The organism is Streptomyces sp. NPDC006643, assembly GCF_042870175.1.
Classification (GTDB): Bacteria; Actinomycetota; Actinomycetes; order Streptomycetales; family Streptomycetaceae; genus Streptomyces.
The window spans coordinates 342,052-356,281 of the sequence record NZ_JBIAHA010000001.1; the positions used below are offsets into that span (position 1 = coordinate 342,052).

General features: G+C 72.6%; 11 protein-coding genes. 5 read left to right on the plus strand and 6 right to left on the minus strand.

What is annotated here, in order from left to right; translation table 11 throughout:
* Window positions 1-6 precede the first annotated feature (6 nt).
* Window positions 7-186: an LxmA leader domain family RiPP gene (locus ACFYNU_RS01355; RefSeq protein WP_023541578.1), complete on the plus strand. Its 180-nt coding sequence runs from the start codon at window positions 7-9 to the stop codon at window positions 184-186.
* 120 nt (window positions 187-306) lie between these two features.
* On the opposite strand, the gene ACFYNU_RS01360 is transcribed toward ACFYNU_RS01355, so the two are convergent.
* Window positions 307-777, minus strand: coding sequence for a hypothetical protein (locus ACFYNU_RS01360; RefSeq protein WP_356589714.1), 471 nt, complete (start codon window positions 775-777; stop codon window positions 307-309).
* A complete protein-coding gene (locus ACFYNU_RS01365) occupies window positions 774-1,046 on the minus strand; it encodes a helix-turn-helix transcriptional regulator (protein WP_189107025.1) in 273 nt (90 codons plus the stop codon). The genes ACFYNU_RS01360 and ACFYNU_RS01365 overlap by 4 nt, the downstream gene beginning before the upstream one ends.
* A gap of 191 nt (window positions 1,047-1,237) precedes the next feature.
* Here ACFYNU_RS01365 and ACFYNU_RS01370 point away from each other — a divergent pair, with 191 nt between their 5' ends.
* The gene (locus ACFYNU_RS01370; protein ID WP_356589711.1) at window positions 1,238-2,236 is read left to right on the plus strand and encodes an LLM class flavin-dependent oxidoreductase; all 999 of its coding nucleotides are present in this window, start codon (window positions 1,238-1,240) and stop codon (window positions 2,234-2,236) included.
* Window positions 2,237-2,270: 34 nt separating this feature from the next.
* Window positions 2,271-3,401, plus strand: a complete 1,131-nt coding sequence (locus ACFYNU_RS01375) for a hypothetical protein (RefSeq protein ID WP_356589709.1) — start codon at window positions 2,271-2,273, stop codon at window positions 3,399-3,401.
* A 244-nt stretch (window positions 3,402-3,645) separates the two neighbouring features.
* On the opposite strand, the gene ACFYNU_RS01380 is transcribed toward ACFYNU_RS01375, so the two are convergent.
* The 4 genes from ACFYNU_RS01380 to ACFYNU_RS01395 form a co-directional block, all read right to left on the minus strand.
* A complete protein-coding gene (locus ACFYNU_RS01380; RefSeq protein ID WP_356590382.1) occupies window positions 3,646-7,476 on the minus strand; it encodes an ABC transporter ATP-binding protein in 3,831 nt (1,276 codons plus the stop codon).
* Between the two features lie 313 nt (window positions 7,477-7,789).
* A complete protein-coding gene (locus tag ACFYNU_RS01385) occupies window positions 7,790-9,487 on the minus strand; it encodes a thiamine pyrophosphate-binding protein (RefSeq protein ID WP_356590361.1) in 1,698 nt (565 codons plus the stop codon).
* A complete protein-coding gene (speB, locus tag ACFYNU_RS01390; protein WP_356590359.1) occupies window positions 9,484-10,491 on the minus strand; it encodes an agmatinase in 1,008 nt (335 codons plus the stop codon). Before speB ends, ACFYNU_RS01385 begins: the two co-directional genes overlap by 4 nt.
* 100 nt (window positions 10,492-10,591) lie before the next feature.
* Window positions 10,592-12,109 (minus strand): sodium:solute symporter, encoded by a 1,518-nt coding sequence (locus tag ACFYNU_RS01395; protein WP_356590357.1) that lies wholly within the window; start codon window positions 12,107-12,109, stop codon window positions 10,592-10,594.
* 127 nt (window positions 12,110-12,236) lie between these two features.
* Between ACFYNU_RS01395 and ACFYNU_RS01400 the strand changes: the two genes are divergently transcribed.
* Both ACFYNU_RS01400 and ACFYNU_RS01405 read left to right on the plus strand, forming a co-directional pair.
* Window positions 12,237-13,673: a PucR family transcriptional regulator gene (locus ACFYNU_RS01400; RefSeq protein ID WP_356590355.1), complete on the plus strand. Its 1,437-nt coding sequence runs from the start codon at window positions 12,237-12,239 to the stop codon at window positions 13,671-13,673.
* A gap of 80 nt (window positions 13,674-13,753) precedes the next feature.
* The gene (locus ACFYNU_RS01405; protein WP_356590353.1) at window positions 13,754-14,215 is read left to right on the plus strand and encodes a pyridoxamine 5'-phosphate oxidase family protein; all 462 of its coding nucleotides are present in this window, start codon (window positions 13,754-13,756) and stop codon (window positions 14,213-14,215) included.
* The last annotated feature ends 15 nt before the right edge of the window (window positions 14,216-14,230 follow it).

Here is a 14,230-nt window from a genome sequence, read left to right on the forward strand (position 1 = left end):
GTCGCAATGAACACCCAGTCCCTGATCAGCGGTTACACCAGCTACGCCGACGCCGACGAGCTCGTCCCCGCGGTCGACGCCCCGGCCGCCACCGTCACCATCACGACCTCGTCGGCCGCGTGCATCTCCGCCGCGTCCGCGATCTCGGCGGTGTCGATCGACAACACGTTCGACCACTCCTGCTGAACCCGCTGAATCCGCTCCACCGCGTAACCCCCTGAGCACGACGAGCACCACGCACGACGCGAAAAGGGCGGGTGCCCACCGCCGCAATCGGTGGGCACCCGCCTCATCGTGTTACCCGGCTCACTCGTCCCGGAAGCTCTCGCTCTCCTCGCCGTCCATGCCGGACAGCCCCAGGAGGATCGAGGGCATCGCCGCGGCGGTCAGCATCAGCGTGGTGAGCAGCGCGGGAATCCGTTCGATCACATCGGGCTCGTTCTGGAAGGCGACCATGACCAGTACGACCGCCATGCCGGCGCCGACCGCGCACTGGTATCCGATGAACACGACCCGGTTGCGTACGACCCGCTCGCGCTCGTCGAGTCCGGCCACCGGCCGTTCGCCGAGGCCCCGAGTCATCGAGCGGAGCATGCCCCACAGCATCAGCCAGACGACGAAGGCCACGAGCCACCAGGAGTCTGAGAAGGCGTTGCCGTCCGAGATCTGGGACAGCACCACCATCACCGCGCTGAGCGCGCCGAGCGCGATCGCCATCGGCCGCAGGGGGCCCCGGGCCACTGTCGTCGTCTCGTCGGAACCTTGTTGCGGCGTCACGGGCGTTCCTCCTTGTTGTACAGCTGGGCGGAGAGCGGGACGAAGGGCTTACGACTGAAGATCGCCTCGACCGGAAGCCCGAACACGTCGCTGAGCCGGAATGCCAGATCGAGACTCGGGAAGTAGTCACCCCGCTCGATGGCGCCGATCGTCTGCGGGTGGACCTCCACCGAGTTGGCGAGCGCGACCCTGCTGAGCCCGCGCTCCGCGCGCAGGACTCTCAGCTGGTTGTAGATCGGCGATCCCTCGCGATGGCTCACTGGGCTCATACGAAGAAGGTAAGGGAAACACAACATTCCGTCAAGGAATGACAACAGATACAGTCAGCAACACGCACGTCCAGAGCCAGAGCAATCGCCACAGCTACAGCCAGAGACCAGAGCCAGAGCCAGAGCCAGAGCCACAACTAGAGCCCCAGCCACAGCCGGAGCCACAGCAATCAGGGAAGGTGTGCTGCCTCGTGACCACCGACGCCTCCGACCGGTCCACGCTGCCGAGCATCCTCGTACCGAGCATGCCGGACACCACCGAGACCGTCCGTCCCTACGCCGAGCTGGTGCGCGACGGCGACGCGCGACGCGTGTGGATGGGCCAGTCGCTCAAGGTGGAGACACACCAGGTGTTCGCGCATCTCGCCGGCGCGGGGGTACGCGTCCCGGTCGGCACCAGCGTGACCCTGATGCCGCTGCGCCATCCGTACGAGGCCGCTCTCCAGGCCCGTTCGCTGGCCCTGACGACGGGTCACCCGGTGGTGGCCGGCTACGGCGTCGGCGCGCCCGCCTTCGTACGGAGCCTGGAGGGGCGGCCGTACGACAGCCCCCGCACCATGGCCGCCGAGTATCTGCGTACGGTCCGCTCCCTGCTCGACGGCGAGATCGTCGACCACGCCGGTGACTACCACGCCCTGCGCGGACGCCTGATGCCGATGGAACACCCGCGCGTGGAGGTCGGGGTGGGGGTGCTGCGCCCCAACATGGCGCGTACGGCGGGCGGTGTCGCCGACGTCGCCATCACCTGGATGACGCCTCCCGGTTATGTCGCCGAGACCCTGGTCCCCGCGCTGGACGAGGGCGCCAAGGCAAGGGACTCCCGGTGCCGGGTCGCGACCGTCGTCCATGTCGCCGTCGACCGCCCCGGGCGCGACCCGTACGTCCTCGCGCACACCGCCGCCGCCGGGCATCTCTCCGCCGACCACTACACGGACATGCTGCGCCGGGCCGGCGTCGCGGCCGACCCCGCCGATCCGCAGGCCGGTGCCCGAGCGCTGGTGGACAGCGGGACCTATGTGTACGGCTCCGCCGACCACATCGCGGGCGTGCTCGGCACGTACAAGGACGCCGGTGTGGACGAGGTGATCCTCAACTGCGGCGGAGTCCTCTTCACGGAGGGCGAGGCCGCCGCGCTCACGGACGCCCGGGAGATCGTCGCGGCGGTCCGGCGACGGGACGGCCATGGCTGAATCCGCCGGCGGAGCCGCACGCGCCGCTGAATCCGTGGCAGCCACCGACGCCCCGGCGGTCCCCGCGGCGGTACGGCCCGCGGGGGCCGCCGGCTCCGTGACCGTACGCGAGTACGGCACCCGGTATCTGCGGATCAGCGTGCGCTACCACGGCGACGCCCGCTTCAGCTGGCTGCGCGTCCCCGGACCGGCCCACGACCGGCCGCAGGCACCTCCGTCGCCTGCGGCCGGCGTGGCGCTGCGCCGGGTGGACGCCGCCGTCGCCGAGGCGAACGCCGCCACGGGCACGGGTACGAGTACGGGCACGGGTACGGACGCCGGTGCGGGGCGCGGCGCGCGGCTCGCGCTCGGTGAGCGGGCCGCGGCGTCCGAGGCCGGGGAGCGTGGCGGAGTGGTGTACCGGGTGCCCGGCGCCGTCTCGGTCGCCCGGCTGCTGCCCTCCGGTGACGACACCGCCTACCGGCTCTCCGTACGGGCGTTGGCGGACCTGGGCCGGACGCTGCGGCAGCTGCACGACGTGCCGTGGACGTTCCAGGAGCCCGCGCCGCCGCACCATGGCGTCGGCCGGCTCCTGGCCTGGATCTCCGGAGCGGCTCCCGACGGGGACGGCGCGCGGCTGCGCGCCCTGGCCCACGACCGGCTGGGCGCCCGCCTGTGGACCCGGCTGACCGACTGGGCCGTGGCCGCCCAGGAACCACCCGGCAGGGGAGGAGCGGTCCTGCTGCACGGTGCGCCCAGCACCGGCTGGCTGGTCCCCTCCCCTGCCGGTGACCACAGCGTCCTGCTCACCGGCGAGGAGGTCACCGGCGGCGACCCGGCGCTCGACCTCGGCTGGGTGCTCGGTGAACTGCACGAGCTGCGTTCCGCCGCGACCCGCGGTCTCGGCGCGGCCGGCCAGGCCCCGCCGGTGGACTATCCGGCCGCGGCCCGTGCCCTGCTGGCCGGCTACCTCCGTAAGGAGGACGCCACGAACACCGCCGCGAATGCCTCCGGGGACGCCGCCGAAGCGCTCCCCCCGGGCACCGCCCGCGCCGCCACCCTCCGACTCGCCATCCATATGCGGGACTTCGCGTCCTTCGTGGGCTGGCACGAGGATCTGCGCCGCTACGCCGACCTGCTGGCGGAAACCCTCGACACGGACGGCGCGCCCACCCTTCAGTGGTAGGCGCGCGCCCGGAGGGTCACCCCGTCCTGGGGCGGGTCCGGGAAGTAGCGTCGTCCGCCCGCAGGGCGGGGCCCGCGGCGGCTGGTGCGGTGCATCGCAAGGCGGAGGATCGGCCTCGTACCGGGCGTACTCGGCCGACTCCGACACCGGGGGCACCTCCCGTGGCCCCCTGGGGCCCACGGGGGAGAGGCGCCGCGCCAGGCGCTGCGGGCCAGGCGGGACTTTCCGGACCCGCCCCAGGCCCTCACGCGCCCGCGACCGTCGCGCGCTCCTCCTCCGGCTCCCCCTCGGGCTGCCGCTCGCCGATGAAGCTGCGCCACAGTCGCGCGTACGAGCCGTCCAGCGCGAGCAGTTCACTGTGCGTACCGTCCTCGACGACCCGGCCGTGGTCCAGCACGACCACCCGGTCCGCGCGCGCCGCCGTCGTCAGCCGGTGCGCCACGACCAGCGTCGTGCGCCGCCCCGACAGCCGGTCCGTCGCCTGGTTGACCAGCGCCTCGGAGGCCAGGTCGAGCGCGGCGGTCGCCTCGTCCAGGAGCAGCACGTCCGGGTCGACCAGCTCCGCGCGGGCCAGCGCGATCAACTGCCGCTGGCCGGCGGAGAGATTGCGGCCCCGCTCGGCGACCTCGTGCAGATAGCCGCCCTCCAGCGTGGCGATCATCTCGTGCGCGCCGACCGCGCGGGCCGCCGCCTCGACCTCCGCGTCGGTGGCGCCCGGCCGCCCGTAGGCGATGGCGTCGCGCACCGTACCGGCGAAGAGGTACGCCTCCTGAGGGACGACGCCGAGCCGGTGCCGGTAGCTGGTCATGTCCAGGTCCCGCAGGTCGGTGCCGTCCGCCGTGACGCGGCCGGACGTCGGGTCGTAGAAGCGGGCGACGAGCTTGACGAGCGTGGACTTGCCCGCGCCCGTCTCGCCGACGAAGGCGACGGTCTGACCCGCCGGTATACGGAGGTTGACGCCCATGAGGGCGGTCTCCTCCTTGACCGGGGCCTTCGTCAGTACGACGGCCTTCTCCCGTTCCACGGCCATCTCCCGTACGACGGCCTCGTCCGGGTCTCCCGCGCCGCCGCCCTCCACCAGGCCACTCTCCAGGGTCCCGTACGCGAAGTGCACGTCCTCGAAGGCGATCTCACCGCGCAGCGACTCGACGGCGAGCGGCTTCCCGGCGGCCTCCGTGGAGGTCGGCTCGCGCAGCAGTTCCTGGATGCGCCCCAGCGAGACCGTGGCCTGCTGGTAGCCGTCGAAGACCTGCGACAGCTGCTGCACGGGGGCGAAGAACAGCTCGATGTACAGCAGATACGCGACGAGTGCGCCGGTCGTCAGCGTCCCCGCCTCCACCCGGCCCGCGCCGACGATCAGTACGGCCGCCGCGGCCACCGAGGACAGCAGCTGGACGAAGGGGAAGTACACGGAGATCAGCCACTGGCCGCGTACCCGCGCCTGCCGGTAGTGGTCGCTGCGGCCCGCGAAGCGCTGCGCGCCGTCCTTCTCCCGGCCGAATGCCTGGACGACGCGCAGCCCGGACACGGACTCCTGGAGGTCGGCGTTGACGACGCTGATGCGTTCGCGCGCCAGCTCGTACGCCTTGACGCTCTTGCGCCGGAAGAAGACGGTGCCGACGATCAGCACCGGCAGTGTCGCGAAGACGACCAGTGCCAGGCCGACGTCGATGACGAGCAGTACGACGAGGATGCCGAAGAACGTGACGACGGAGACGAAGGCGGTGACGAGCCCCGTCTGGAGGAACGTCGACAGCGCGTCGACGTCCGTCGTCATGCGGGTCATGATGCGGCCGGTCAACTCGCGTTCGTAGTAGTCGAGTCCGAGCCGCTGGAGCTGGGCGAAGATCTTCAGGCGCAGTGAGTACAGGACGCGTTCGCCGGTGCGGCCGGTCATCCGTGTCTCGCCGATCTGGGCGATCCACTGGACGGACACGACCAGCAGACCGAGCAGGGACGCCGCCCACACCGCGCCGAGCGCGACCTGTTCCACTCCGTTGTCGATGCCGTGCCTGATCAGGACCGGCAGCAGCAGGCCCATTCCGGCGTCGACGGCGACGAGCGCGAGGCTGACCGCCAGGGGCGGTCCGAAGCCGCGCAGCAGCCGGCGCAGCCCGTACGACGACTCGGCGGCGACGGCGCGCGCCTCGTCTATCGACGGGACGTCGGTGGCCGGGGGCAACGCCTCGACCTGTGCGAGGAGTTCGGGTGTCGCGCCGGGCGCGGCGGACTCCTCGGCGGGTGCCTCCGCACGCTCCCACAGGGTGGGGGTGATGCCGCGTTCGGCGTCGAACTCGGCGTCCAGTTCCTCCTGGACGGTCCGGTCGTCCTCCGCCGCCGCGGCGCCCACGACGGCCGGGACATGGCCGGGGGACACGCCGCCCAGCTCGTCCGGGTCGGTGAGCAGCCGGCGGTAGAGGGCGGACCGTTCCTGGAGTTCGTCGTGGGTGCCGATGTCGGCGAGGCGTCCCTCGTCCAGGACGGCGATGCGGTCGGCGAGGCCGAGGGTGGAGCGGCGGTGGGCGATGAGCAGCGTCGTACGGCCGGCCATGACCGAGCGCAGCGCCTCGTGGATCTCGTGCTCGACGCGGGCGTCGACGGCGGACGTGGCGTCGTCCAGGAGCAGCAGCCGGGGGTCGGTGAGGATGGCGCGGGCCAGGGCGATGCGCTGGCGCTGGCCGCCGGAGAGGGTCAGGCCCTGTTCGCCGACGGTGGTGTCGTATCCGGCGGGGAGGTCGGCGATGAAGCGGTCGGCCTGGGCGGCGCGGACGGCGCGTTCGATCTCCTCGTCGGTGGCGTCGGGTTTGCCGTAGGCGATGTTGGCGCGGACGGTGTCGGAGAAGAGGAAGCTGTCCTCGGGGACGAGTCCGATGGCGGCGCGCAGGGAGTCGAGGGTCAGTTCGCGTACGTCGTGGCCGCCGACGAGGACGGCGCCGTGCGTGACGTCGTAGAAGCGCGGCAGGAGCAGCGACACGGTGGACTTGCCGCTGCCGGACGATCCGACGACGGCGACGGTCTCGCCGGGGCGGATCTCCAGCGAGAAGCCGTCCAGGACGGTGCGGCCGTCTCCGTAGGAGAACGTCACGTCGTCGAACTCGACGGATGCCTCGGCGTCGGCGGGGAGGTCCTTCGTGCCGTCCTGGATGGACGGTTCGGTGTCGATGAGTTCGAGGACCCGCTCGACGCCGGCGCGGGCCTGCTGGCCGACGGTCAGGACCATGGCGAGCATCCGGACGGGGCCGATGAGCTGCGCGAGGTAGGTGGAGAAGGCGACGAACGTGCCGAGGGTGATCTGGCCCCGGGTGGCGAGCCAGCCGCCGAGCGCGAGCATCGCGACCTGCCCGAAGGCCGGGACGGCCTGGAGGGCGGGGGTGTAGCGGGAGTTGAGCTTGATCGTACGGAGCCGGCCGGCGAACAGTTTGCGGCCGGCGGCGCGCAGCTTGCCGGTCTCCTGCTCCTCCTGGCCGAAGCCCTTGACGACGCGTACGCCGGAGACGGACCCGTCGACGACTCCCGCGACGGTGGCGGCCTGCGACTGGGCGTACCAGGTGGCGGGGTGCAGCCGGGTACGGCTGCGGCGGGCGATGTACCAGAGGGCGGGGGCGACGGCGAGGGCGACGAGGGTCAGGGGCAGCGACAGCCACGCCATGATCACGAGGGAGATGATGAACAGCAGGACGTTGCCGATGGTCATCGGCAGCATGAAGAGCAGGCCCTGGATGAGCTGGAGGTCGCTGGTGGCGCGGCCGATGACCTGTCCGGTGGACAGCTCGTCCTGGCGGCGGCCGTCGAGCTTGGCGATGGTGCCGTACATCTCCGTACGGAGGTCGTGCTGGACGTCCAGGGCGAGGCGTCCGCCGTAGTAGCGGCGGATGTACGTCATGGCGTAGATGACGACGGCCGCGGCTATCAGCAGGCCGGTCCAGACGGCGATGGACCGGGTGCCGGTGCCGATGACGTCGTCGATGACGACTTTGGTGATCAGTGGGACGAGCGCCATGACGGCCATGCCGCCCAGGGACGAGCCGAGGGCGAGGATCACATTGCGCCGGTAGCGCCAGGCGTAGCCGATCAGCCGCCGGGCCCAACCGGCGTCCCCGCCGCTCGCCCCGGCTTCCGCCGCCTCGTCGCCCCGCGGGTCTGTCCGCTCCGCCGCCACTGTCGCCGCCCTCCGTTGCCCTGCCGTTTGTCGGTACGCGGGCGTCCCCCGTGGACCCCCTGCCGGAAGGCATCAACGCGTCCACGTGCGGATTTCATCCCACCGCAACAAATACCCGTCGCTGGTCCCAGTCGCGCGTCGTGAGACCTAGGACTGATGACCGAGCGAACCAGAGCCGGGCGGGGCTGGCCGGGCGGGGCTTTCCGGGCGGGGCTTTCCGGACTCGGCGCTAGGGCAGGTGGGTGGGGGCGAACAGTTTGAGGAGGGCCGGGAGCACCACCACCGAGGGGCCGGGGGCCGCCAGGGCCTTCGACAGGTCCTCGCGCAGCGACTCGGGGCTCGTACGGACCGCGGGGACCCCGAAGGACTCGGCGAGCGCCACGAAGTCCGGGCGGGCCAGCTCGGTGCCGGTCGTCTCGCCGAAGGAGTCCGTCATGTACTCGCGGAGGATGCCGTAGCCGCCGTCGTCGACGATCAGCCAGGTGACGGGGAGGTCGTACTGCCGGGCGGTGGCCAGCTCGGCGATCGAGTACATCGCCCCGCCGTCGCCGGAGACGGCGAGGACGGGCTTCGTGCGGTCGGCCGCCGCCGCGCCGATGGCCGCCGGGAAGCCGTAGCCGAGCCCGCCGGCGCCCTGGCCGGAGTGCATCGCGCCCGGCCAGGCCGACCAGGCCCAGTAGGCGAGGATCGTCATGTCCCAGAAGCTGGGCGCGGTGGCGGGCAGGGCGTCGCGTACGGCGGCGAGGACCCGCTGCTCCAGCTCCAGGCCCTGGGCGTCGATCCGTGTCCGTACCTTCCTCAGGACCGTGGCGACGGCGTCGTGGGCGGACCGGGCGGCCTCGGCGGTGGCCGGGTCGGTGCGCTCCGTCACCGACTCCAGGAGCGCGGACAGCGCCTCGCGCGCGTCGGCGTGGATGCCGAGCGCCGGGAGGTTGGACTCCAGCTTGCCGAGGTCGGCCTCGATCTGGATCACCCGGCCGCGTGGGCGGAACGTGTGGTAGTTGGAGGACAGCTCGCCGAGGCCGGAGCCGACGACCAGCACGACGTCGGCGTCCTCCAGGAAGTCGGTGGTGTGCCGGTCCTCCAGCCAGGACTGGAGCGAGAGCGGGTGCTCCCACGGGAAGGCGCCCTTGCCGCCGAAGGTGGTGACGACGGGGGCGGTCAGCTTCTCCGCGAGGGCGCGCAGCTTGCCGGCCGCGTCCGCCCGTACGACTCCGCCGCCCGCGATGATCACGGGGCGCTCCGCGTGCGAGAGGGCGTGCGCCGCCACGGCGATCAGCTCGGGGCGCGGCAGCAGTTCGCGCGGGGTGGCGTCGACGGCGGTGACCAGCGGCAGCGTCGTCTCCTTCAGGAGGACGTCCTGCGGGATCTCGACCCAGACGGGTCCGTGCGGCGCGGTGAGCGCGGACTCCCAGGCGGCGGCGACGGCGGACGGGATCTGGGAGGCCGTACGGACGAGGTGCACGGATTTGACGATGTCGCGGAACGAGGCCTGCTGGTCGCGCAGTTCGTGGAGATAGCCGTGCCGGCCGCCGCCGAGGCCGGCCGACGGGATCTGGCTGGAGATCGCGAGCACGGGCGAGGAGCCGGCGGCGGCCTCCTGGAGCGCGGCGAGGGAGGTCAGCGCGCCCGGCCCGGTGGAGAGCAGCAGGGGCGCGACCTCGCCGGTGACACGGCCGTAGGCGTCGGCGGCGAATCCGGCGTTGTTCTCGACGCGCAGCCCCACGTAGTCCAGGTCGGAGCGGCGCAGCGCGTCGAACATGCCCAGCGCGTGCTGGCCGGGCAGACCGAAGACGGTGGTGGCGCCGAGGCCGTGCAGGGTCTCCACGACGAGGTCGCCGCCGTTGCGCCCCGGGGGCGGGTTGAGTGCCCGCGCGGTCTGCTCGGGGGTGTAGCGGGGGGTCTCGTGGTGGTGGTCGTGAGTCACTTCGCGCGGTCCTCCGCGATCTGGCGGGACATGATCGTGGTCAGTTCGTACGCCGTGTGGGAGGCGGCGACGGAGGTGATCTCCGCGTGGTCGTACGCCGGGGCGACCTCGACCACGTCGGCGGAGACGAGGTGGCAGGAGGCCAGTCCCCGGAGGATTTCGAGGAGTTCGCGCGAGGTGAGCCCGCCGGCCTCGGGGGTGCCGGTGCCGGGCGCGTGGGCCGGGTCGAGCACGTCGATGTCGATGGAGATGTACAGAGGGCGGTCCCCGATGCGCTGCCGCAACTGGTCGGCGACCTCGTCCACGCCGCGCCGCATGACGTCGGCGGACGTGACGATGCCGAAGCCCATCCGGTGGTCGTCGTCCAGGTCCTTCTTGCCGTAGAGCGGGCCGCGGGTGCCGACGTGCGACAGCGCCTCCGTGTCGAGGATGCCTTCCTCGACGGCCCGGCGGAACGGGGTGCCGTGGGTGTACTCGGCGCCGAAGTAGGTGTCCCAGGTGTCGAGGTGCGCGTCGAAGTGGAGCAGCGCGACCGGTCCGTGCTTCTTGGCGACCGAGCGCAGCAGGGGCAGGGCGATGGTGTGGTCGCCGCCGAGGGTCATCAGACGGGCGCCGGTGCCGATGAGGTCGTCGGCCGCCGCCTCGATGGTGTCGACGGCCTCGTTGATGTTGAACGGGTTGGCGGCGATGTCGCCGGCGTCGGCGACCTGCGCGAGGGCGAACGGTGAGGCGTCCTGGGCGGGGTTGTACGGGCGCAGCAGCCGGGACGCCTCGCGGATCGCGTTGCCGCCGAAGCGGGCGCCCGGCCGGTAGGACACGCCGCTGTCGAAGGGGACCCCGACGACGGCGACATCGGCGGCCCCGACCTCGTCCAGCCGGGGGAGGCGGGCGAAGGTGGCGGGTCCGGCGAACCGGGGCACGCGGGAGGAGTCGACGGGCCCTCGCGGGCCGCCTTCCCGGCCGGTGCCGCCGCCGGTGGTGTCGGGTCCTGCTGCGCTGCTCATCGCTGTCGAGCCCTCTCGTGGTGCGTGTACGTGTCCAGCATGACCCTGGCCACTGACAATGGGTGCGGCGCCCTCCCGCCGGGCGCCGCCGGGCGCCGGTTCAGCCCGCGTTGCCGGCCGGGACGGGTCCGGGCCGGGCGGCGTCCCCGCTCCCGTCCGGGCCTTCGCCGTCCGGGCCGCCCTCGCCCGCGAGGCGGCGGCGCCACGCGGCCAGCACGGCGGCGTCCGTCGGCTTCGTCGCCAGGCTGACGACGACGTACACCACCAGCGAGGCGATCAGCCCGTAGTAGATGGGCTCGTTGGCGAGGATGCCGTACGCGGTCATCAGGCCGATCACCGAGAGACCGCCGACGACCATCGCGGCGAGCGCGCCCTGCACGGTGCCGCGCTTCCACAGGAGGCCGCCGAGGATGGGCACCAGCAGTCCGCCGACGAGGAGGTTGTACGCGACGGTCAGCGCCCCGACGACGTCGTTGAGCGCGATGGCGATGCAGATGACGGCGAGGCCCATGACCAGGATGAAGGCGCGGTTGTCCTTGACCTCGTCCCGCTCCCCCACCGTGTCCGCCCGTCCCTCGCGCTGTCCGACGAGGCTCCGCAGCCGCGCCCAGATGTCGTTGTTGGCGACGGTGGCGCAGGCGATGAGCGCACCGGACGACGTCGACATGACGGCGGCGAGGGCGGCGGCCAGCACCAGTCCCCGTACGCCGGGCGGGAGTTCGTCCTTGACGATGGTGGCGAACGCGTCGTCGGCGCTCGGCAGCTTCGGGTAGAGGACCTTGGCGGCGGTGCCGATGACGGCTCCGGCTATCGCGTAGAGGAGACAGTAGGTACCGGCGACGGTGCCGCCCCAGCGGGCCGTCCTGTCGCCGCGCGCGGTGAACACGCGCTGCCAGATGTCCTGCCCGATCAGCATGCCGAAGGTGTAGATCAGCACGTACGTGAAGATCGTCTCGCCGCCGATGCCCAGCGGGTCGAAGTACTCCGTGGGAAGCTTCGCCTTCATCTCGCTGAAGCCGCCCGCCTTCACGACGGCGATGGGCAGCAGGAGCAGCAGCACACCGATCGTCTTGACGACGAACTGCACCATGTCCGTGAGCGTGATCGACCACATGCCGCCGAGCGTCGAGTACGCCACCACGATGGCGCCGCCCAGGATGATCGCGACGGTGCGGTGCATGTCGAACAGGACGTCGAAGATCGTGGCGTACGCGATGGTCGAGGTGACCGCGAGCATGAGGGTGTAGGCCCACATGACGAGCCCGGAGATGATGCCGGCGCGTCCTCCGTACCGAAGGTCGAGCATCTCGGAGACGGTGTAGACCTTCAGCCGGGCGATGCGCGCGGAGAAGAACACCGACAGGGCCAGGAGTCCGAGGCCGATGGTGAAGACCATCCAGGCGCCGGAGAGTCCGTACTGGTAGCCGAGGCCGACACCGCCGATGGTGGAGGCGCCGCCGAGGACGATGGCGGCCATGGTGCCCGAGTACATCCAGGGGCCGAGCCGGCGGCCCGCCACCAGGAACTCGGACTTGGACTTGGCGCGGCGCATGCCCCACCAGCCCATGGCGAGCATGCCGGCGAGATAGACGACGATCACCGCGTAGTCCACAGCCATGGGGCTTCCTCCTGCTACTGGTCAACTCCGGGGTGCTGCCTTGTGCGAGTCGACGGTAGGTGGCCGGAAAGCAACGCTGAAGTGTACGTTTCATCCATTCTTCTCACTGTCGATGGATGGATCGTCCATGCCGGAACCCTCCGCTCCGCCCACCCCGCCGGTCCCGCTGGCCGCGCTGCTCGCGGACGGCACGCTCGGTCTGCGCCTGATCGCGGGGCTGCCGGACGCCGGAGCCGCGGGTGTCGCCGTCCACTGGGTGCACACCTCCGAGATGGCCGACCCGTACCCGTATCTGCTCGGCGGTGAGCTGCTGCTGACGGCGGGCGTGCAGCTGACGGACGCGCACGCCGACACCTATGTGAGGAGGGTCGTCGAGGCGGGCGCGACGGCGCTCGGCTTCGGGGTCGCCCCGGTGTACGACACGGTCCCCGCGGGCCTGGTCGAGGCGTGCGACCGCCATGGGCTGCCGCTGCTGGAGATCCCCCCGCGCACCCCGTTCACCACCGTGGCGCGCGGGGTGTGGCGGCTGATGGCCGAGGCCCGCCACCACGAGTTGCGCCGGGTCACCGAGGCCCAGCAGGGCCTCGCGGCGGCTGCCGCCCGCCCCGACCCGGTACCGGCGGTGCTGCGCCAGCTCGCGGTGCGGCTCGGCGGACGCGCGGTGCTGTTCGCCCCGGACGGCGCGGAGCTGCACGCCACGGGCCACGACCCGGCGCCGGGATCCCGTACGGCGCTGGCCCGGCTCTCACGCCTGGTGAACCCGCCGCACGGCACCGCCGCCGACACGGTGGGCGGCGCCCGTCTGGCCGCGTACGCGCTGGGCGGCGGCCAGGGCCTGGTCCTCGGCGTCGCCGCCGGCCGCCGGGAGGCCGGCGACCACACCGTCACGGGCGTCGCCGTCGTCCTGCTGTCGCTGCTCACGGCCCCGCACCAGGGCGCGGCGGAGGCGGCGCGCTCGGCGGCGCTCGTACGGCTCCTGCTGGGCGCCGCGCCCACCGAGGCGGCGCCGCTCCTCGGCCCCGGCCCCTGGACGGTGGTGCACGCGCACGGCGGCGACACGCCCTTCGCCGCGTCGGCGCTGGCGGCGGCACTCGGCAGCGCGCTGGCCGAGTCGGACGGCACCACCGTCCGTGTCCTCACCGACCGCCCGGTCACCGCGCAGCCCGGCTGGACGCTGGGGGTGAGCGCGCCGGCCGCCCCCGCCGCCCTGCCGGAGGCCGACGCCCAGGCGGACCGGGCGCTGCGCCGCGCGGAAGCCACCCGCGCCGCGCTCGTACACCACCACGAGCCGGGTCCGGGCGCCCTGACCGCGCTCGTGCCTCCTGAAGAGGCGGCGGCGCACGCCCGTTCCCGGCTGGCCCCGCTCGCCGGCTCCCCCGCGCTGACGGAGACCCTGCGCACCTGGCTTTCCCTGCACGGCAGTTGGGACCGTACGGCGGTGGCGCTGACGGTCCACCGCAACACCGTGCGCCAACGCATCGCCCGCTGCGCGACGCTGCTGGAGGCGGACCTGGACGAGGCGGACGTACGGATGGAGCTGTGGTTCGCGCTGCGGTCGCTGTGAATGGGAAGGGGTCGTCGGTCGCTGGGAGTAGGTCCCGCGCCTCAGGCGCGCCCGGTGATGCCTGTCTAGGGTCGGTCCTCATGGAGACCACAGGGAATGCCGGCCGCCGGACGGCGGAGCGTGTACGCGAGACCCTGGCGCGGCTCGTCGCCGAGCGGGACCTCTGGGTGTCGACGGCTCACCCCGAACACGGGCCGCACCAGGTGCCGCTGTGGTTCCTGTGGGACGGGCGAGCGGTGTGGATGTGCACCGGCGCCGCTTCGGTGACCGCGCGCAACGTCCGCGAGGAGCCGCGCGTACGCCTGTCGCTGCCGGACACCTCCGACGTGGTGCTCCTCCAGGGTGAGGCGGAGTGCTTCTTGGACCAGGAGGTGCCCGCGGGCGCGGCGGAGGCGTTCGCCGGCAGGTTCGGGTGGGATCCACGCGCGGAGGAAGGCTCGTTTCTTTACATACGCGTGGTCCCGACGACCGTGCGCGCCTGGCGCGGCGAGCCGGAGCTGCGCGGGCGCGTCGTCATGCGCGACGGGGTGTGGCTGGAGTAGGGCCGCCCCCTCGCC